Genomic DNA, 20,398 nt, shown 5'->3' with positions numbered 1-20,398 from the left:
GAGCCATCCCCGCCCGCATCGTCATTTCGTAGTCCCGTCACTTCCGCACGCACGCACTTCCGCACTCACGCACTTCCGCACTAACGCACTAACGCACTTCCGCACTTCCGCACTTCCGCACTATCGCACTTCCGTTCAGTCCGGGAGGGCGAACACGAACAGCGCGGTGCCGCGCGGCGCGCCGAACATCTCGGGGGCGAAACCTTCCAGCCAGCCGCCCCATCCGGTGGGGACGGCGATGTACTGCTTGCCGTTCACCGAGTACGTCACGGGATTGCTGTGGATGCCGTTGCCCGTCTGGTAGCGCCACAGCACCTCGCCGGTGCGCGCGTTCCACGCGCTGAAGTAGCCGTTGGGCTCGCCCGTGAACACCAGGTCGCCGGCGGTGGTCAGGATGGACGCCACCATCGGGTGCGGCGCGCGCCACGACCACGCCTCGCGGCCGGTCATCGGGTCGATCGCCTTCACCTGGCCCCACTGCTCGCCTTTCACCTCGGCCTCGCCGCCCAGGTAGAACAGCCCCTCGCGGAACTCCACGGGGCGCACCCGGAACTCGGCGCACGCCTCGATGATGGGCGCGTACAGCAGGCCGGTGCGCGGGTTGTAGGCCGCGTGCGGCCACTCCTTGGCGCCCGCCGGGCCGGGGCAGATCTCCGTGCCCTGCGGCGTGGGCTTCAGACGAGGCGTCACGCGGCCCGCGCGGTCGATGTCGCCCCAGGTGGCGCGCGCGAAGGGCGCAACGGTGACCAGCTGGCCGTTGGTGCGGTCCAGCAGGAAGTAGTAGCCGTTCTTGTCGAAGTGGGCCAGCAGCTTCCTGCCGTCGCGGTCGATCAGGATGTTCTCGTTCACCCCATCGTAGTCCCACACGTCCGTGGGCGTCCACTGGTAGTGCCAGCGGGTGGTGCCGTCGTCCGGGTCGATGGCGACGACGGAGCTGGTATACAGGTTGGCGCCCGGCCGCTCGCGGTCATCGAACACGGGGCCGGGGTTGCCGGTGCCCCAGTACACCAGGTCCAGCTCCGGATCGTACGTGCCGGTGATCCAGGCCGTCCCCCCGCCGCGCTCCCACGCGTCGCCTCCGCCCCAGGTTTCGATCCCCGGCTCGCCCGGGCGCGGCACGTTGTAGCGCCGCCAGATGCGCCGCCCCGTGTCGACGTCGAAGGCATCCATGTGCCCGCGGACGCCGTACTCGGCGCCGGAACTGCCCACGATCACCAGGTTCTTCACCACCAACGGCGCCATGGTGGCGCTCTCGCCCGCGCGGACGTCGCCGAACACCTGCTCCCACACCTTCTGGCCGTTGGTGGCGTCGAGCGCGACGAGGTGGGCGTTCTGCGTGGCCACGATCACCTTGCCCTGCGCCACCGCCACGCCGCGGTTCACGTTGCCGCAGCAGAGCGGAACGTCCAGGGGGATCGCGTGCTGGTACTGCCACAGCACCTGCCCGGTGACGGCGTCGAGCGCCCACACGTAGCCGTCCCACCCGGAAACGAACATCACCCCGTCCACCACGATGGGGGCCGCCTCGAACGAATAGGTGGCGGGGGTGGCGATCAGCCCGATGGGGGCGAACTGGAAGTTCCACGCGGGGCGCAGCCGTGACACGTTGGTGGCGTTCACCTGGTCCAGCGAGCTGAAGCGCTGGCCGTCGTACGCGCCGTAGTACGTCATCCAGTTCTGCGGCTCGGCCCGGGCGCGCGTCAGGCGGTCGCCGGTGACGCTGGCGGTGACGTTGGGCGCGGTGCCGCGAATTGCCTCGTTGTACGCGGGGAACGGGGCGGCCGTGCGGGTGACGGGATACTGCGGCCGCGGGCCCGCGCAGGCGGCGGCGGACAGCGCCAGGAGGGCGATGGTTGCTGTGCGCATGAAGGGGTCTCCTTTACGGCCGGCGCTGGCGGGGACGGTCCAGCTTCGCCTCGGGGGGCACTTCGCCCTCCACCAGCACCAGCCCCAGCATGCCGCGGGGGGCGTGGTTGGCGACGGGGCATCCGAACCAGTACATCCCCGGCGCGTCCAGGCGGATCCGGGCGCGTCCGCGCGTCTGCATCGGCAGCATCATCGCCTGGCGGTTGCCCTCGTGCGGAAGCGCCACGGCGTGGTACGAGAACGGGTCGTCGTTCTGGAACTCCAACTCCAGCTCACCGCCCTCTGGCACGACGATGATGGCGGGCTGCCAGATGTACTCGCCGGGCGGGATGCGCACGTACTGGCGATACACGCCGTCCGCGCCACGCTTTGCGTGGCTCAGGCCGCCGTGGGCGAACAGGCGTGCGACGATGGCCTCGTTGGGGTCTTCCACCTTCGGCAGGTAGTTGACCAGGTTCACCATCCGCGGGTTCAATTGCCGCAGCACGCTGGGCCGCAGGAGCTTGACGTAGTTGCACGAGCTCAGGGATGCGCCCAAAAGCACGGCCGCCGCCGCCTTGCCCAACGTTCCCACTCTCATGCGCCCTCCGTGATTCGGTGCTCCCGCGGCGCTGGATCGCGCGCAGGGTGACAGGCGGCAGTCATCCACGCGAGATGGATTGCCGATCGCGCGAGGCCAGCAGGAACGCCCGCGCACGCCGATGCGGGTCACCCAAGGGCGCCCGAGTAGCGGATGGCGAGCCGCCCGCAGAGAATGTGCCGGGTTTGTCCAAGGAGGAAAGGCGCGCGGCCGGCGTGATACGGCGCACGCAGACGCAGGTGGGGGGAGGATATACGACAAAAGAGGATGCGGCCCCGAGCAGCGGAGCAGGGGAGTCGCGCCCCCTGCTCTCAGGCCGTGGAGCGGGGGGTCAGCGGTCGCGGAGGGCTGCGTGGAGGGCGTCGTCGAGCGTGGGATGACGATAGGTGAAGCCGATCTCGCGGAGGCGCCGGGGCTCGGCGCGCTGCCCGGCGAGCAGCGCCTCGTCCGCCATCTGCCCGAACACCAGGCGCAGCCCGAAGCCGGGGACGGGGATCAGCGCGGGGCGGTTGACGGCCCGGCCGAGCGCCGTGGTGAAGTCGGCGTTGCGCGCGCTGCCGGCGATGGCGTTCACGGGGCCGCGCAGCCGGTCGTCGCGGATGGCCGCCAGCACGATCTCCACCGCGTCGGGGAGCGAAAGCCAGGGCATCCACTGCCGCCCGCTGCCGATGGGGCCGCCGACGCCCATCTGGAAGGGCAGGAGCAGCCGCTGGAGGGCGCCGCCCTTGCGGCTCAGCACCACCCCGAACCGCAGCTTCACCACGCGGATGCCGGCCTGCTCGGCGGGCGCGGACGCGGCTTCCCACTGGCGGCCCACGTCGGCGAGGAAGCCGGTGCCGGGGACGCTGGATTCGTCGACGGCCTCGTCGCCGCGGTCGCCGTAGATTCCCGTCGCCGACGCCTGCACCAGCACCCGCGGCTTCCGCTGCAGCCCGGCGACCGTCTGGGCGATCAGCCGGGTCCCGTTCACGCGGCTTTCCATGATCTGCCGCTTCTTCTGCTCCGTCCACCGCGTCCCGACGTTCTCGCCAGCCAGGTGAACGACCGCGTCCACCCCTTCGAGCGCCGCAGCGTCGATGGTTCCCGCGCCGGGGTCCCACATCACGTCACCCGGCCCGGCCTTGGCGCGCGAGCGGACCAACCGCGACACCGTGTGCCCCTCCGTCCGAAGCCGATCCACGAGCGCGGCGCCGATCAGTCCCGTGGAGCCGGTGATGGCCACGCGCATGGGCAGGGCGGGGGAAGTCGGGGATGGCGTGGGAGTCGGACCGGTCATGGTGGCGATGCACAGGGATGAGGATTGTCGGCCCGGGCTGTCGCGGGTGCAGGGCCCGGCCAGGTCGGTTCAGGGTCGGTGCAGGCCCTGGCTGGCCGGGCGAATGAATTCGCTGCAACGACCACACGATGTCCACCTTCGTGGACTACATGCTGGGTCGTGAGTTATACCGTGGGACGCGCCTCGGTACTCACGCACTCACGCACTTACCGCGCTTGCAGTTCCGCGAGCGGAATCACCTGCTCCAGACGCGTCCGGCGTTCGTCGTCGCGGATGGTGAATCGCAGGGTGCGGGCCTGCCAGTCGATGTCGAGCACGCCGTAGTTGAGCGCCACCACCTTTTCGCCGACCCGATGCCGATTGTCTTCGGGCCGGTCCTCGCGCCACGTGTGCGTCAGGCCACTGGAGGTGATGTCGTACATCGGGTAGCCCGCGGCGCTCCCCTCCAGCTTGGAGATTTCGGCGATGTGCCGGTCGCCGCTGAGGAACACCACGCCCGGCGCGCGCGTCTCGCCGATCAGCCGGAACAGCCGCTCCCGCTCCGCGGGAAAGTTGGCCCACTTCTCGAACCGATGGTCCTCCGGCACCACCTGGATGCCGGAGCCGATCAGGTTCACCTGCGCCCCGCTGTTCCGCAGCTCGCGCTCCAGCCACGCCCACTGCTCGTCTCCCAGGATGTCGCCGCCCGAGCCGATGGTGTCGCGGTGGTAGCGCGTGTCCAGCAGGATCACCTTCACCTGCCGTCCCGGCGTGCCGTAGACGTACGACTCGTACACGCCGGCGCGGGCGCGGCGCGGGCTGTCGGCGGGCACGTCGAAGAAGTCGAGCAGGGCCTGCTGGCTTTCGCGCCTCGCAGGGAACTCCTTGCCGCCGTTGTTCACCCCGTAGTCGTGGTCGTCCCACGTGCCGATGACAGACGACGTGCCCAGCAGCGCCTGGTAGCGCGGGTGCGACTTCTGGCGCTCGTACTTCTGGCGCATTACGGCCATGTCCGTGGTGTCGCCGTAGATGTTGTCGCCCAGCCACACCCACACGTCGGGATCGTCGGCCACCACGTGCTGCCACAGCGGCTGCGGCCGGTCCTCGTCGCTGCACGACCCGAACGCAATGCGCGACACCTCGGCGGAGGTTGCGGGCGCCGACTGCGGCTTCGGCGATTCCACGCACGCGGCCGCCGTCAACGAGGCGGCCAGAATCAGACTGCGGATGTTGATCGTCGGCATCGTCAGGTTCGGTCCAGGGACGGTGCGGCTGCGCGACTGGAACTTCGGTCGGGGTTCGACTGTGCTCGGCGCATGCCGCGGCGGGCCCCCCTCTCCCGGCCTCTCCCCCGCAAACTGCGCGGGAGAGAGGAGCACTTCGAGCGGGGTTCGACTGGCTGCCTTGCATCCCTCGGGAGCCCCCTCTCCCCGGCCCTCTCCCCCGCTTCGCAGGGGAGAGGGAGAATTCGTTCGCGGTTCGGCCGGCCACGCGCACTAGACGACGCGTCGCAGTCCGCGAAGGCGGACTTCGGGCCGTTGTTGCCGCGACTTCAGTCGCCCCAGCACGGCCGGGGCGAGCGTTCCCTACTTACGCATCTCTTCGAGCATCTCGCTAATCACTCCCAACGCGTGATCCGCCTGCTCGTCCGTAAGCACGAACGGCGGAGAAAGGGAGAGTACGTTTCCGTAGATCCCCCCTCCGAGCAGCAGCAGTCCGCGGCGCAATCCCTCCACCATCATGCGGCCCGCCAGCTCCGGCGCGGGCTCGCGGGTGCCGCGGTCGCGCACCAGCTCCACGCCGATCATCATCCCCCGCCCGCGCACCTCACCGACGTGGGGGTGGTCCGCCGTCATTTCCGCCAGGCGCGCCATCATCCGCGTCCCCAGCTCGGCCGACCGCTCCACCAGCCGCTCGTCGCGCAGCACGGCGATGGAGGCCAGCGCCGCCGCGCATCCCACGGGGTGGCCCAGGAACGTGGAGGTGTGGATGGCCTCGCCCGTGGACACGGGCCAGGCGCCCATCACCGCGTCGGTGCCGATGCAGGCGGCAAAGGGAAACCCGCCGGTGAGCCCCTTGCCCACCACCATCAGGTCCGGCACCACGCCCCAGTGCTCGCAGGCGAACCACCGCCCCGTGCGGCCGAAGCCGGTGTAGATCTCGTCCAGGATCAGCAGCAGCCCGCGCTCGTCACAGATGCGGCGCAGGCCGGGAAGAAAGGCGTGCGGCGGCACCACGTCGCCGCCGCGCGCCTGGATGGGCTCCACCAGGATGGCACCGATCCCCTCGTGCGCGGTTCCTGGCGTGTCGAGCACGTGCTCGATGTACCGCAGCACCGCCGCCCCCACCTCCTCCGCGTCCCCGCCGAAGGGCGAGCGGTAGGCGGAGGGATAGGGGACGAACACGCCGGGCGCGCCCAGCTGCGACGAAAAGGGCGCGCGGAAGTCCTCGCGGCCGGAGACGGAAAGCGCGCGATAGGTAAGGCCGTGGTAGCTGCCGTGGAACGCCAGCACGCGCGGCTTGCCCGAGGCCATCACCGCCGTCTTGAGCGCCGCCTCCACCGCCTCGGCGCCCGAGCTGGCCAGCACGCTGCGGGTCAGCCCGCCGGGCGCCACCTCGGCCAGCGCGCGGAGCAGGTCTACCTTGATGGCGGGGGGATGGACGTCGCCCATCCCGTGCAGAAGCCGCCCCGCCTGGTCCTGGATCGCCCTCACGATGCGCGGATGGGCATGCCCCGGACCCGCCACGGCGAACGCGGACGTGAGGTCCACGTACACGTTCCCGTCCACGTCGCGCACGTTGGCGCCGCGCGCCTCGTCCCAGAACACCGGGAAATCCGCCGCGCGATAGGTGACGTTCGGCGATTCGTAGCGCGCCAGCTCGTCGGACAGGCGCAGCGAGGCTGGCCCCGGCGGCGGGACGGCGATGGAGGGGAGCGCGGTTCCGGACAGCGGCTCGGGCACGTGGCTCGGCTTCGTGGTTGATCGTCGGTGTCCGCGGGGAGTTTGCCGGTGTGCGCATCCCACGGCAAGAACTACGTGCTGGCGAAGAAACGAGAACGGGCGCCGTGGATCACCACGACGCCCGTCCGGAGTCCTCCACGGCTGGTAGACCTCAGATGGCCGATCCCGCGGCGTTGGCGAGGGATTCGGTCGGGCGCCGGAGCTTTTGCGTAAGGTCGGCGATCAGGATTTCGGTGAACGCCAGGGGCACCAGGTGCCCCTCTTCGCCCGCCTCGTCCTGATAGGTGCCGAACGCGGCCTGGTCGTACGTTTCCGGGAACCGCTCGCGCCCCCACGCATCCACCACCTCGCGCGGCAGGGTGCTGGCGACGCGCACCGTCAGGTCGCCGCCGTCGCCGTCCTCCATCGCCACGTGCGCGCCCAGGCTGTGGATGCCGTCGCCGCGCACCGCGTCGGCCGCGGCGCGGCGAAGGATCAGCGTGGTCGCCACCTCCGTGTCCGGCGCCTCCCAGTCGGGGATCTCGTAGCGCACCACCAGGTCTGCGCGGTCCGCCTGGGGGAGCACGTACAGCTTGCTGTCTACCAGGTGGCGGGCGATGCTCTTGAGCACCTCGGCCTCGGTGTAGCCGCGCGACTTGGTGTCGCGCCGCAGCTTCCACCGGAAGAGCAGGTCCGGCTCGGGATACAGGAACACCGCCAGGTCGTACACGGACCGCAGCTCGTCGGTGGGAAAGCCCAGCAGCCCGCGGGCGAGCACCACTTCCTCGGGCTCCAGCGTGCGCATGGGGCCAAAGCTGCCGTCTGTGTGGTCGTAGCTGCGGTTGCGTACCGGCCGCCCGCGCCGCAGCAGCTGCAGGTGCTCCTGCATCAGCGCCAGGTTGTGCACCAGCGGGTTCAGCGGCGTCAGCCCCAGTTCCTGGCGCTCGGCGCGGCTGTACCGGTGGTAGTCGTCAAGCTCCAGCGTCGACACGCGCGCCGGGCCGATGAGCTCGCGAACGCCCCGGGCCACGGTGCTCTTGCCGCTGCCGGAGTCGCCGACGATGCCCAGGACGAACGGAAGGTGCCGCGGCGCGTCGCCCTGGAGCTCAGACATGCTTTGCCGCGCGTGGGCGCGCCGTGTGTTTGCCGGCCATGAACGGATCTCCGGATCAAGACGGGGTGAACGGGTATACTAGCGCGCACCCGCCGTTCGGGAAATAGGAAGGCGATCGGGCGAAAGCGGCGCCACGCAAAATGGCCGCGCCGACGCTGGCATCCACGCCGATCCCACTCGCTCTACCCGCTTGGATGCGCCACGGTCCCCGAACGCTGCATCCGCGCGCCGGCGCCGTTGCGAATCCCGCATCCCCACCGCATCCTCACACTACCCGCACTGACGCCCTGACGCACTGACGCACTGACGCACTCACGCACTCACCCCCATGTCCTACTGCGACGCCGCGCCGGGCCATCCCGTCCACGGACCCTATCACGATCACGAATACGGCTTTCCGCTGGAGGGGGACGACGAGCTGCTGGAGCGGCTGGCGCTGGAGATCAACCAGGCGGGGCTGTCGTGGCTGACCATCCTCAAGAAGCGTGATGCCTTCCGCGCCGCGTTCCACGGGTTCGACGTCGACCGCGTGGCGGCGTACGGGGACGAGGATCGCGCGCGCCTGCTGGCGGACGCCGGCATCATCCGCAACCGTCTGAAGGTGGACGCCGTCATCGAGAACGCGCGCCGCATCCAGCAGCTTCGCGCGGAGTACGGGGGATTCGCGGAATGGCTGAACGCGCACCATCCGCGGGAAAAGGCGGAGTGGGTGAAGCTGTTCAAGAAGACGTTCCGCTTTACGGGGGGCGAGATCGTGGGCGAGTTCCTGATGAGCACCGGCTACCTGCCCAGCGCGCACACGCCCGAGTGCCCGGTCTACGCGCGGGTGCTCGCGGCCGGGCCGGCGTGGGCGCGGGCGGAAGTTCGGTCCGGGTGAGGCTGGGTCGGGTGCGTGCGACGAGCGCCCCCCATCCCCAGCCCTTCCCCCGCAAACCCCGCGGGGGAAGGGAGTCAGCTTGGTGCGCGCCGATGAGTTCCGGTGTTTGGGCTGGGTAGTCTGGGCTGTGGTGCGTGTGGATACTCCGGCGCAGTCCCCGGCTGCCCTCTCCCCCGGCCCCTCGCAAGCGGGAGAGGGGAGAATTCGATCGGGGTGCGATGAGGTGCCTCGCATTCCGCGGGAGCCCCCTCCCCGGCCTCCTTCCCCCGCTGCGCAGGGGAGGGGGAGACCTTCGATTGCGCTTCGGCTGCCGGAGCGCGCCGCACTCGCTCCCTTCCCCCGCGCAGTTTGCGGGGGAAGGGTTGGGGATGGGGGGCGCCGGCCCGAGCGCCGGGCTTGCCTTGACGCGCAAAACCCCGAAGTGTATCCCCTCTCCCACGCTGTTTGTGGGAGAGGGTGGACGAGCATAAGCGAGGACGGGTGAGGGCCCCACGGCAGCCGAGGCCCCTGCATCCGTGACTGCTGCCGCGCCCTGGCTTGTACGTGTCCGCGGCTAGATCCTTCGGCCCGCGAGGGGTGTGCTACGGGCGGTTCTGCGCGCTTGGGCCTCTGGATGACAACTCGCGCTTCAAGCCTCCCATGGGGCACGGCATCAAATTTTCGTGCGACAAACCTGCGACACGCGCACTCGCCTCCCGTGATCATCCACGGTATCGTGGCGTTCCCCGGCGGGCAGGTCTAGCTTGATCCCGCCACGATGCGACCACCCGTGACCCATTCCATGTCCCGCCCCAACCCGCCCGCTCCCACTCCGCGCGACGTCGCGGCCCTGCTGCAGGACGCCCGCGAGCGCACGCTGCTGCTGGTTTCGCCCGTGCCCGAGGCCGAGCTGATGAACCAGCACGACAAGCTCATGAGCCCCGTCGTGTGGGACATGGGCCACATCGCGCACTTCGAGGAGCTGTGGCTGGTGCGCAACCTGGAGGGGCCGGTGCGGTTCGGCGAAATGCCGGGGATGTTCAACCCGTTCGAGAACCCCCGCTCCGTCCGCGGCCAGCTCGCTCTTCCCCGCCTGGCCGATACGCTGGACCACATGGCCACCGTCCGGCGCACCGTGCTGGATCACGTGCAGGCGGGCGACACCGGCCGCGCCGATCCCGGGCTGCTGGACGGCGGCTACGTCTACCGCATGGTCGCCCAGCACGAGTACCAGCACAACGAGACCATCCTGCAGGCCCTGCAGCTCAGGGGCGACGAAACGCGCTACCGCGCGCCGCGCGCCATCGCCACGCCGCCGGGGCGGCCGGTGGTGGCCAGCGAGGACGGGATGGTGCGCTTCCCTGGCGGCACCGTCGAGATCGGCACGGACGACCGCGCGGCGGCGTACGACAACGAGCGGCCACGGCACGCGGTTGAGCTGGCCCCCTTCCGCATCGGCGCGTGGGCGGTGACCAACGGCGAGTTCGCCCGCTTCATCGACGACGGCGGATACCAGGCGCGATCGCTGTGGTCCGACGCGGGATGGAAGCATCGCGAAGAGGCCGGGCTGGTGGCGCCGCAGTTCTGGGAGCGGCACGACGGCACGTGGTGGACGCGGTCGATGGACCGCGAGATGCCCGTCGATCCCGATCGGCCCGTGTGCCACGTCTGCTGGTACGAGGCCGAGGCGTACTGCAACTGGGCCGGCAGGCGCCTGCCGACGGAGCACGAGTGGGAGGCGGCCGCGTCGTGGGATCCATCATCCGCCACCAAGCGCACATTTCCCTGGGGCGACGAGCCGCCGACGGCGTTCGACGCCAACCTCGACCAGCTCTCGTTCGAACCGGCACAGACGGGCGCCTATCCGGGCAACCTGTCGCCGATCGGCTGCTACGGGATGATCGGCGACGTGTGGGAGTGGACCGCCAGCGACTTCGCGCCCTGGCCCGGGTACCAGACCTTTCCCTATCCCGAGTACAGCGAGGTGTTCTTCGGCCCCGACTACAAGGTGCTGCGCGGCGGATCGTGGGCCACGCGCCCGGGCGCCATCCGCAACACCTTCCGCAACTGGGACTACCCGATCCGGCGGCAGATCTTCAGCGGGTTCCGGGTGGCACAGGATGACTGACGTCGCCCTCCCGCCCTCCCCGGCCGTAGACGCCACCGCCGTGCGCGCCGTGGCGGATGGATTGTCGCGCCCGCAGAAGGAGCTGCCGCCGCGCTTCTTTTACGACGAGCACGGCTCGCGCCTCTTCGAGGAGATCACCCGTCTTCCCGAATACTACCTGACGCGCACCGAGCGGACGCTTTTAGCGGAGTGGATGCCCGTGTGGGTAGGCGCGCTCAGGCCCCGCACGCTCGTCGAGCTGGGCGCCGGCAGCGCGGAAAAGACGCGCATCGTGCTGGACGCGATCACCGCGGCGGCGGATGCGTCCGTCTACGTGCCGGTGGACGTGAGCGCCGAGTTCCTGGACGAGACGGCGGGGCGGATCGGCGGCGACTATCCGTCCATCCAGGTCGTGCCGGTGGTGGCGGATTTTACGGACGCTTTCGCACTCCCCGACGGCCTTCCCGCGCCTGCGCTTCACGCGTTCCTGGGCAGCACCATCGGCAACTTTGCGCCGGATGACGCGGTGGCGCTCCTGCGGAGGGTGCGTGAGCGGATGAGCGGGGCCGACCGGTTCCTGATGGGAGTGGACCTGCGCAAGGACCCCGCGGTGATCGAGGCGGCCTACAACGACGCGGCGGGTGTGACGGCCGAGTTCAACCGCAACATGCTGCGCGTGGTCAACGCCCAGGCGGGGGCGGACTTCGACGTCGATGCGTGGGAGCACCGGGCGTCGTACAACGCGGCGGACCACTGGATCGAGATGCACCTGGTGTGCCTTCGCGACCAGGAGGTGGCCGTACCCGGCGCTGGCACGTTCTCTTTCGCCGCGGGCGAAACCATCCGCACCGAGATCTCCGCCAAGCACGACCGCGCCAGCGTGGACGCCCTGTTCGTCGCGTCGGGGCTGCGCGTGGACGAGTGGACGACGGACGACGACGCGCTCTACGCGCTGGTGCTGGCATCACCGGTGGCGTGAGCGGAGCGATGACGCTGGACCGCGCCGCCCTGCTCGCTGACCTGCGCGCAAACTCGTTCGCGCTGTCTCCCGCCCGTTTCGTCCCCCGCCCGCGCATCGGGGCGGAGGTGGAGCTGATCCCCGTCTCCGCCGAGAGCGGGGTGCAGGTGCCCATCCAGGCGCCGGACGGGCCCTCCACGCTGCCGCTGTTGCGCCGGTTTGCGGAGCGCCACTGCTGGCGCGAAGAGCCCAGCTCGTACGGCGTCCCGAAGTTCGTCCTTCCCGACGGCGGGATGGTGACGTACGAGCCGGGCGGGCAGATCGAGCTGAGCGCCCCGGCCTTTCCGTCCGCGACGGCGCTGGTGCAGAGCCTCCGCGCCGCCGTCGGGCCGCTGATCCGGGAGATGCGTGACGACGGCGTGGAGCTGCTGTCCGTGGGCATCGAGCCGCGGAACGGGATCGAGACGGTGCCCCTGCAGCTACCCGGCGCGCGCTACGTGCGGATGACGGAGTTCATGCAGTCGCTCGGCACCGGCGGCGAGCGGATGATGAGGCAGACGGCCGCCATGCAGGTGAGCCTGGATTTCGGGGCGGATCCGCTCGCGCGCTGGGGGGTGTGGAACGCCATGGCGCCGTACGTCACCGCCATCTTCGCCAGCTCGCCCGTCTACCGCGGCGAGCCGACGGGGGACCGCAGCTTTCGCGCGCGGGTGTGGCGCGAGCTGGACGGCGGGCGCACCGGGTGCTTCGCCTGCGCCGACCCCGTGGCGGAGTACCTGGATTTCGCCCTGCGGGCGCCGATGGTGATGTCTCCCGGCCCGGGCTTCCTTTCCTTCGGCGAGTGGAACCGGCGCGGGTGCGTGGGGATGGACGACTGGCACCTGCACCTGACCACGCTCTTTCCCGAGGTGCGCCCCAAGGGCTTCGCCGAGGTCCGCTCGGCCGACGCCGTGGCGCCGGAGTGGTACGCCGCGCCGCTGGTTCTGCTGGCCGGCATCGCCTACCACGCCCCCAGCCTGCGCGCCGCCGCCGATCTCCTTGGCGAGCCGGACCCCGCCCAGCTGTACGCCGCCGGGCGGGACGGACTCTCCGACCCGGGCATCGCCGCGACGGCCGCGGACCTTGCCGGCATTGCGCTTTCCGGCGCCGCGGCGATGCCCGCGTTCGTCGGCGGAGAAGACATCGACGAGGCCGCCGAGTTCTTCGCCCGCTACACGCGCCAGGCACGTTCGCCCGCGGACGACACCCTCGACGCTATCGCCGGCCCCATTCCCGCCTGACGGCCGCAAGCAAACGATTCTCGTCCGGCCGGAACCCGGCTCCTCCGTCCGGGTACGCCGCACTCCAGCGTTGTACTCCGGATCGCACTCCCCCGCCTTTTCCGTCCCCCGAATACCACAAACATGAAGATCCTGCGGATCGTCGCGGCCGCCCTTGTTTGCGCCACGACGGAAGCAACCCTGCCGCCCGCCGTCCACGCGCAGACGACGGGTGCCGCGCAGACCCAGGGCACGGCCGTTCGCGTGTACCTGGACTGCAGCGGGTTCTACTGCGACAGCGACTTCTTTCAGACGGAGATCGCGTTCGTCACCCACGTACGCGACCGTGGCGACGCCGAGGTGCACGTCCTGATCACCTCCGAGTCTACCGGGGCGGGTGGAACGGCGTACACGCTGGCGTTCCTGGGCCAGGGCCGGTACGCGGGGGTGAACTCCACGCTGACGCACAACAGCGAGCCGAACGCCTCGGAAGAGGCGCGGCGGTCGGGGTTGGCCGGGGCCATCAAGCTGGGGCTGGTGCGCTACGCGGCCGAGACGCCGCAGGCGGCCAACCTGCGGGTTACCTACGAGGCCCCGAAGACGGAAGAGGCCGCCACCCCGGCGCGCGACCCATGGAACCACTGGACCATGCGGCTGAGCGGGCACGGCTTCTTCAACGGGGAGCAGACGTACAGCAGCAGCAATTTCTTCGGCTCCGTGAGCGCGTCGCGCACCACGGAACAGTGGAAGCTGCGGGTTTCGGTGAACGGCAGCGAAAGCGAAACCCGGTTCGAGATCGACTCGGCCACCGTGTTCACCAACAAGCAGTCCGGCCGCGGAATCGACGTCCTCACGGTGCGCAGCCTGGGCCCGCATCTGTCGGCCGGGGTTACGGGTTCGGCGTCGCGGTCCACCTACTACAACCAGGACATGGCGGTGCGAATTGCCCCCGCCGTGGAGTACAACTTCTTTCCCTACGCCGAATCTACCCGGCGGCAGCTGACCGCGCGGTACTCGGTGGGCCCGGCGTGGTACGACTACTCCGAGATGACGGTGTTCGAGCGCACGGAAGAGGCGCGCCTGCAGCAGATGCTGCAGGTGGGCGTGGTGGCGCGCCAGCCCTGGGGCAGCATCGACGTGGGCGCGGCCGCCGGCAGCTTCCTGGATGATTTCTCGCAGAACCGGCTGCAGGTGGGCGGCGGGGTGGAGCTGAACCTGTTCCGCGGCTTCTCGCTGCAGCTGAACGGCTCGTACGACCGTCTTCGCGACCAGATCTACCTGGCGGCCGGCGAAGCGACCGAAGAAGATCTGCTGCTCCGGCGCAGGCAGCTGGCGACGGGCTTCCAGTATTACGCGTCGGTGGGGCTCTCGTACACGTTCGGCTCCAAGGCCAGCCCGGTCGTCAACCCGCGGTTCGGAGGCGGCGGATCGGGCTGGATCAACTGACGGCGACCGCGCGCCGACGCGTTGCCGTGGCGATTGCATGATGCGTGTGGTTCGCCTCGCGGCCGCGCTCCTGATCGCGCTGTCGGCCAGCGCATGCGCGGACGCTGACGCGGCGGATGCGCCGCTCGCCATCACGAACGTGGTGGTGATCGACGGTACTGGCGCGCCGGCGCGGAGCGATCAGACCGTCATCGTAGCCGGCGGCCGCATCGTCTCCGTGGGGCCGAGCGCGTCCACGGCGGTGCCGCGCGGCGCCAGGCGCATCGACGGGCGCGGGCGGTGGCTGATCCCCGGGCTGTGGGACATGCACGTCCACGCCTTCGGCAACGAGTTTCCGGACTTCGCCGCGCCGCTCCTGCTGGCGCATGGCGTGACCGGGGCGCGCGACATGGGCTTTTACGTCGACACCGCGCGGTTCTGGACGGGCGAGGTGCGCGCGGGGCGGCTGGCCGGCCCGCGGATGGTGATTGGCGGGCGGCTGGACGGGCCCGCCAACCGCACCCCGTGGGTGGCGCGCGCCGCCACGGCGGACGAGGCGCGGCGGGCGGTCGATTCGCTCGTGGCCGCCGGCGCGGACTTCATCAAGGTGTACTCCAGGGTGCCCCGCGATGCCTACTTCGCCGCGGCGGACCAGGCGCGGCGGCGTGGAGTGAAGATCGCCGGCCACGTCCCCCACGGCGTGAGCACGCGCGAAGCGGCCCGGCATCAGGACGGGATGGAGCACGAGGACGACCTGATGCGCGCCTGCTCCGCCGAGGACGAGGCGCTGCGGCGCGAACTCGCCGAGGCGCCGCCCGACGCGCCACCGGCGCTCCAGCTCGAGACGATCCGCGACCACGCGCGCCGCATGAGGGCCACGTACGATCCCGCGCGTTGTGCCGCCGTGATCAGCATGCTCGCGCACACCGGTACCTACCTGACGCCCACCCTGGCGGTCTACCAGCCCTACATGGCCCCGGGCGACACCTCGGTGATGCACCCGTCGGCGCACCGCTACGTTCCGCGCCCGATGCTGGCCCTGTGGCGCACCCGGCTTCAGCGCGCCGAGCCAAGCGACACGTCCACGGTCGCGGCCTTCTTCAGCCTGGAGCGCACGGGCGAGATGCATCGCGCGGGCGTGCGGCTGCTGGCCGGCACGGACGCGCCGCTCCCCTATCTCATTCCCGGTCTGTCGCTGCACGACGAGCTGGTGCTGCTCGTGCGCTCAGGGCTCACGCCCATGGAGGCGCTGCGGACGGCGACGTACAACCCGGCCGACTACCTGGGCGCGCTCGACTCGCTCGGCACCGTCCGGCCCGGCCGGCTGGCCGATCTCGTCCTGCTGAACGCGGATCCACTTTCCGACATCCGCAACACACGACGCATCCACACCGTCATCACGAACGGGCGGGTGGTCGACCGCGCGGCGCTCTTCGGCCGCGCGGAGGCGTACGCGCGCCGCTCCGGGCACGGGTCCCGCAGGTAATCCAGCCGTCCGATTGCGATTCCCCGTTCCCGGCGGCCCGTGTTCCTCCAGGTCATCTCCTTTATCGGCGCGCTGTTGATCCTGGGCGCGTACTTCTCGTACCAGCGCGGCTGGATGGGGCGGGAAAATCGGTGGTACTCGGCGATGAACCTGGTGGGAGGGGCGCTGCTGGCGTGGGTGGCCACCATCGACCAGCGATGGGGCTTCGTGCTGCTGGAGGGAACCTGGGCGCTGCTCTCCATCCCGCCGCTCATCAAGCCACCGAAGCCGCCACCGCCCGCACATGTAAGTTGCGGTGGTGCAACGACTTCCGGCAATCATGGTCCTTGACGGGAGCCGCCGGACCGTGTTCTGTGGGGTGCATGGGCACCGTACATCGCGAATCCGGCTTCACGTTCCACATCTGGCCGAACGACCACAGGCCTCCGCACGTTCATGTGTGGAAGGGAGGCGAGGTGGCGTTGATCAATCTTTCTCCTTTGTCTGTCCGGGACCGCCGCACCATAAAGCGCAGGAATCTCCGCGACGCGGTGGAGCTGGTTCACAGGCACGCGGAACTACTACTGTCCAAGTGGGAGGCCCTCCATGGCTCGTAAAAGACCGTTCACCGAGGCGGAGTTCCTGGCGCAGATTGCCGAGGCTGACGCGAGAGCGGCGGAAGAGGACCGGACAGAACCGCGCGCTCGCGCCGCGTCGTTCGATCCCGCAACAAGGCGCGTGCGCATCGAACTCAAGAACGGATGCGCATTTGAGTTCCCGGCCGATCTCGGCCAGGACTTGCGCGGTGCGTCCGCCGAAGACTTGGCGCAGATCCAGGTTTTTCCCGGCGGAATCGGCTTGCGCTGGGCTACCCTCGACGTAGACCTGAGCGTCACCGGGCTGGTCTCCGGCGTGTTCGGAACGCGCGCTTGGATGCGGCAGCTTGAAAGTGAGATGGCCAGTGACGATTCGGCGGGTCAGTCAATCCCCAAGGCGGAACCGGGGCAGAGCGGAACGAAGCAACGCCGTCCGGCCCGGTCGCGAAAGGTCGGGCCGGAATCGGCTGCGGCAGCGTGAGCAAACGAAGCCATCCGCTCGCGAGGGCAGGGTTCACACGAGGCGCAGCTGGTCATGAGTGATGACAAGCGGCTGACGTACGAGGAGATTCTGGCGCAGATCCCAGCCGCCAAGGCACGAGCGAAGGAGGCGGACAGGACAGAACCCCGCGCCCGTGCCGCTACGTTCGATGCCGCGACCCGGCGCGTACGCATCGAACTGAAGGACGGATGTGCGTTCGAGTTCCCCGCGGACATGGCTCAGGGCTTACGAGGAGTCGCCGCCGAATTTCTGGCACAGGTGGAGGTCTATCCGCGCGGCGTCGGTCTTCGATGGACGGCGCTCGATGTGGACTTCAGCGTCCCTGGTCTCGTGGCGCGCCGGTTCGGTGGGAAGGCGTGGATGCGCCAGCTTGAACGTGAGATGGCCGAGAAAGAGAGCGCGGCTCGGGCGGAAGCCCGCCGCGCGCCACGAACGCGTAAGGTCGAGCCCGAGCCGGGTGCAGGCACGTGAACGAAAGCGGGCCCCTCGCCGGTGCGAGGGGCCCGCTTTTCGATCCGATCTCGATGTTAGTCCTCGACCAGGTACGCGATGCCCCAGGCGCCCTCGCCCGCGTGGGTGCCGAAGATGGGCGTTCCCGCCATCGTCACCACCTCCGCGTCCTTGCCGTAGCGGGCGCGGATCTCCCGCGTGACGGGCGCCAGCACCTCCTGCGCGCCGATGTGCATGATGCCGAAGCGCATTTTCTTCGCCCCGCGGGGCACCTTGCGCTCCAGCACCTCCAGCATGCGGGGCATCATGTTCTTGCGCCCGCGCACCTTGTCGATGGGCACCAGCTTGCCCGCCGCGTCGATGTCCAGCACCGGCTTGATGTCGAGCAGGCTGCCCAGCCACGCCTTGCCGCGGCCCACGCGCCCCGACGCCAGGGCCCGCTCGAAGGTGTCGAGCACGATGAAGAACCCCGACTGCGCGCGGATGCGCTCCAGCTCGGCAACGATGCGCTCGGGCGTCCACCCCATCTCCCCAAGCTCGCTGGCCTTGAGCGCCAGCAGCCCCTGCAGGAGCGAGCCGCCCTTGCTGTCGAACAGGTGGATGGGCACGTCGTCGCCCGCGACCCGGTGCTTGAGCGCCGCCTGGGCGGATGCGAAGGTGCCGGACAGGGCCGACGAAAGAAGGACGGCCACCACGCTCTCGCCCTCCTCCGCCGCGCGGCGGAAGCCCTCGATGAAGGCCGCGGGCGCGGGCTGCGATGTGCTGGGGTGCGCCCCCGTCTTCAGCTGCTCCACGAACTCCTCGGCCGAAATGTCGAGCCGGTCGCGCAGCACGCGGTCTTCGAAGATCAGGTTCAGCGGCACCAGGTGCATGCCGTGGGCGCGGATGATCTCGTCGGGCAGGTCGCAGGCGCTGTCGACCACGACCGAGATGGGGCGGCGGGCCAGCTGCATGTGCCCCGTCGCCGCGCGTTCCGCCACGGCGTGCTGGGCCTGCATGTCCTCGGCCTTCTTGGTCGCCAGCTCGCCGAAGCCGCGCAGGTACGCGAACACCGCCTCGGGCTCGTCGGTGTGCACGTGCACCTTCAGCAGGTCGTTGCTGCGGATGACCACCAGCGAATCGCCCCGCTCGCGCAGCCACGCCGACACCGTTTCCTGCGTGGGCAGCTCGCTGCCGCGCACCAGCGCCTCGGTGCAGAAGCGGTACTGCTCGCTGGCCGCCGAGTACTCCGCCTGGGCGGCCGCGAACACCGCCGGCTCCGCGCCGAACTCCGGCGTCTCGTCCAGCGCAACCAGCGGGTCGCCCGCCAGGTAGCCCGCGACCCCCTCCAGGATGTGGACGAAGCCCTTGGCGCCCGCGTCCACCACCCCCGCCGCCTTGAGCTGGGGAAGCAGCTCGGGGGTGTTGGCCAGCGCCTCGCGCGCCTTGACCAGCAGCCGCTCGAACAGCACCACGAAGTCGGAATCCCGCAGCCGCTCGGCCTCGTCGGCGATGGCGCGCATGATGGTGATCATGGTGCCCTCCACCGGCTTTTCCAGCGCGCGGTACACGTGCTCGGTGGCGCTGCGCAGCACCTGCCCGAACTCGGCCACCGTCAGCCGCACGCGGTCGCCGATGGCGTCGGCCATCCCCAGCAGGAAGTGCGAGAGGATCATCCCGCAGTTGCCGCGCGCGCCCATGATGCCGGCCTGCGCCGCGGCCTTGGCCACGGCGCCGACGGACGTGTCCGTGCTTCGGCGCAGGTGGTCGGCGATGGAGCTCACGGTGAGCGCCAGGTTCGTCCCCGTGTCGCCGTCCGGAACGGGGAACACGTTGATGCGGTTGAGGTCCGCGCGGTGGCGCTGCACGTACTCCGCCGACATGATCAGGGCGCCGCGCAGGCCGCTCCCGTCCAGGTAGTTAACAGCAGTCATGCGGGAGATGTCTCTGGTCCGGTTGGCGCGTTCGGCGGCGCGTGGCGGTGCGGCCGGGTGTGGGCGTGTGCCGCATAGTGCGCCCGGTGCGGCACGGATGCAAGGGGCGGGCACGGTTGTCGCCTGTATCCTCTCTCGCCAGGCCCGGCCGTCCGGCGGTACCATGCACGCCCGGGAACCCGCGTTCTCCGCATCAGCCCAACAGCATGCCCACACACATCATCGGCGCCCACACGGTCGACAACGGCGGCATCCACATGACCGCCCTTCGCGCCGGCAGCGCGGGGATGAAGGCCCTGCAGTGCTTTACCGCCATCCCCAAGTTCTACGGCGACAAGAGCACCATCAAGCCCGAGCGGGTGGGGCGGTTTCGCCGCGCCCTGGACGAGGCGGGAATCGAGCCGCGCAACGTGGTGGTCCACGCGGCGTACGTGCTCTCCGTCGCCACGGCCGAGCCCGACAAGTGGGTGCGCGCCGCGGCGGGGCTGGCCAAGGAGATGGAGCGATCGAACGCGCTGGGCGTGGGTGCCGTCTGCTTCCATCCCGGATCCGCCACCGACGGCGATCCCAAGGCGGCGGCCGAGCGGGTGGCCAAGGCGATCACCCAGGCGCTCAAGTCCGTGGAGGGCCCCACGCGCCTCCTCGTCGAGAACACGGCGGGGGCGGGCAAGACGGTCGGCCGCACGGCGGAGGAGGTGGCCGACATCCTGCGGCACGTGCCCGACGAGCTGCGCGGGCGCACCGGCTACGGGCTCGACACCTGCCACCTGTTCGCCTCCGGCTGGGCCATCCACGAATCGGCCAAGAAGCAGGGGGAGATCCTGGACGAGTGGGAGCAGACCACGGGCGAGCGCCCCGGCTTCTTTCATCTCAACGACAGCGAGGGCGCGTTCGCCAGCAACCGCGACCGGCACATGCTGCTGGGCGATGGGCAGATCGGGGCCGAACCCTTCCGCTGGCTGCTGGCCGACCCGCGCAGCAAGGGGATCCCGCTGATCCTGGAAACGCCGCAGCAGAACTACGACATCACCGACGACGACGCCTCGGCCGATCCGTACGACCTGCGGATGATGGAGCTGCTCACGGGCTTACTGAAGAAGGGGAAATGAC

General features: G+C 70.1%; 18 protein-coding genes. 11 read left to right on the top strand and 7 right to left on the bottom strand.

Annotated elements, in window-relative coordinates; genetic code table 11:
• Positions 1-135 precede the first annotated feature (135 nt).
• The 6 genes from VGB24_RS10385 to VGB24_RS10360 all read right to left on the bottom strand — a co-directional run bounded on the left by VGB24_RS10385 (position 136) and on the right by VGB24_RS10360 (position 7,757).
• Positions 136-1,866, bottom strand: coding sequence for a PQQ-dependent dehydrogenase, methanol/ethanol family (locus VGB24_RS10385; protein WP_331072875.1), 1,731 nt, complete (start codon positions 1,864-1,866; stop codon positions 136-138).
• A gap of 13 nt (positions 1,867-1,879) precedes the next feature.
• Positions 1,880-2,446: an MSMEG_3727 family PQQ-associated protein gene (locus VGB24_RS10380; RefSeq protein WP_331072874.1), complete on the bottom strand. Its 567-nt coding sequence runs from the start codon at positions 2,444-2,446 to the stop codon at positions 1,880-1,882.
• A 331-nt stretch (positions 2,447-2,777) separates the two neighbouring features.
• Positions 2,778-3,722: a TIGR01777 family oxidoreductase gene (locus tag VGB24_RS10375; RefSeq protein ID WP_331072873.1), complete on the bottom strand. Its 945-nt coding sequence runs from the start codon at positions 3,720-3,722 to the stop codon at positions 2,778-2,780.
• 206 nt (positions 3,723-3,928) lie between these two features.
• Complete coding sequence (locus VGB24_RS10370) at positions 3,929-4,945, bottom strand: alkaline phosphatase D family protein (protein ID WP_331072872.1); 1,017 nt, start codon at positions 4,943-4,945, stop codon at positions 3,929-3,931.
• Positions 4,946-5,287: 342 nt separating this feature from the next.
• Entirely contained in the window at positions 5,288-6,664 is a 1,377-nt protein-coding gene (locus VGB24_RS10365; RefSeq protein ID WP_331072871.1) for an aspartate aminotransferase family protein, read from the bottom strand.
• A gap of 151 nt (positions 6,665-6,815) precedes the next feature.
• A complete protein-coding gene (locus VGB24_RS10360) occupies positions 6,816-7,757 on the bottom strand; it encodes a hypothetical protein (RefSeq protein ID WP_331072870.1) in 942 nt (313 codons plus the stop codon).
• A gap of 328 nt (positions 7,758-8,085) precedes the next feature.
• Between VGB24_RS10360 and VGB24_RS10355 the strand changes: the two genes are divergently transcribed.
• From VGB24_RS10355 to VGB24_RS10315, 10 genes are all read left to right on the top strand, one after another.
• Positions 8,086-8,634 carry a DNA-3-methyladenine glycosylase I gene (locus VGB24_RS10355; RefSeq protein ID WP_331072869.1) on the top strand — a complete coding sequence of 183 codons (549 nt, stop codon included), beginning with the start codon at positions 8,086-8,088 and terminating at the stop codon, positions 8,632-8,634.
• Positions 8,635-9,415: 781 nt separating this feature from the next.
• On the top strand, positions 9,416-10,741 hold the full coding sequence (gene egtB, locus VGB24_RS10350) for an ergothioneine biosynthesis protein EgtB (protein ID WP_331072868.1): 1,326 nt from the start codon (positions 9,416-9,418) through the stop codon (positions 10,739-10,741).
• Complete coding sequence (gene egtD, locus VGB24_RS10345) at positions 10,734-11,699, top strand: L-histidine N(alpha)-methyltransferase (RefSeq protein WP_331072867.1); 966 nt, start codon at positions 10,734-10,736, stop codon at positions 11,697-11,699. Before egtB ends, egtD begins: the two co-directional genes overlap by 8 nt.
• An 8-nt stretch (positions 11,700-11,707) precedes the next feature.
• A complete protein-coding gene (locus VGB24_RS10340) occupies positions 11,708-12,958 on the top strand; it encodes a glutamate-cysteine ligase family protein (RefSeq protein WP_331072866.1) in 1,251 nt (416 codons plus the stop codon).
• A gap of 123 nt (positions 12,959-13,081) precedes the next feature.
• On the top strand, positions 13,082-14,383 hold the full coding sequence (locus tag VGB24_RS10335) for a hypothetical protein (RefSeq protein ID WP_331072865.1): 1,302 nt from the start codon (positions 13,082-13,084) through the stop codon (positions 14,381-14,383).
• Positions 14,384-14,420: 37 nt separating this feature from the next.
• Positions 14,421-15,848: an amidohydrolase family protein gene (locus tag VGB24_RS10330; protein WP_331072864.1), complete on the top strand. Its 1,428-nt coding sequence runs from the start codon at positions 14,421-14,423 to the stop codon at positions 15,846-15,848.
• 39 nt (positions 15,849-15,887) lie between these two features.
• Complete coding sequence (locus tag VGB24_RS10325) at positions 15,888-16,178, top strand: CBU_0592 family membrane protein (protein WP_331072863.1); 291 nt, start codon at positions 15,888-15,890, stop codon at positions 16,176-16,178.
• A gap of 32 nt (positions 16,179-16,210) precedes the next feature.
• Entirely contained in the window at positions 16,211-16,444 is a 234-nt protein-coding gene (locus VGB24_RS25460; RefSeq protein WP_414676723.1) for a DUF4160 domain-containing protein, read from the top strand.
• A complete protein-coding gene (locus VGB24_RS10320) occupies positions 16,434-16,904 on the top strand; it encodes a DUF2442 domain-containing protein (protein WP_331072862.1) in 471 nt (156 codons plus the stop codon). Before VGB24_RS25460 ends, VGB24_RS10320 begins: the two co-directional genes overlap by 11 nt.
• A gap of 54 nt (positions 16,905-16,958) precedes the next feature.
• Complete coding sequence (locus VGB24_RS10315) at positions 16,959-17,396, top strand: DUF2442 domain-containing protein (protein ID WP_331072861.1); 438 nt, start codon at positions 16,959-16,961, stop codon at positions 17,394-17,396.
• 56 nt (positions 17,397-17,452) lie between these two features.
• On the opposite strand, the gene VGB24_RS10310 is transcribed toward VGB24_RS10315, so the two are convergent.
• Positions 17,453-19,288, bottom strand: coding sequence for a DegV family protein (locus VGB24_RS10310; protein WP_331072860.1), 1,836 nt, complete (start codon positions 19,286-19,288; stop codon positions 17,453-17,455).
• A 206-nt stretch (positions 19,289-19,494) separates the two neighbouring features.
• Between VGB24_RS10310 and VGB24_RS10305 the strand changes: the two genes are divergently transcribed.
• Positions 19,495-20,397: a deoxyribonuclease IV gene (locus VGB24_RS10305; RefSeq protein ID WP_331072859.1), complete on the top strand. Its 903-nt coding sequence runs from the start codon at positions 19,495-19,497 to the stop codon at positions 20,395-20,397.
• Position 20,398: the final 1 nt, after the last annotated feature.

Source organism: Longimicrobium sp. (assembly GCF_036399935.1).
Taxonomy (GTDB): Bacteria; Gemmatimonadota; Gemmatimonadetes; order Longimicrobiales; family Longimicrobiaceae; genus Longimicrobium.
This window is presented reverse-complemented; position numbering and strand designations above follow the sequence as displayed.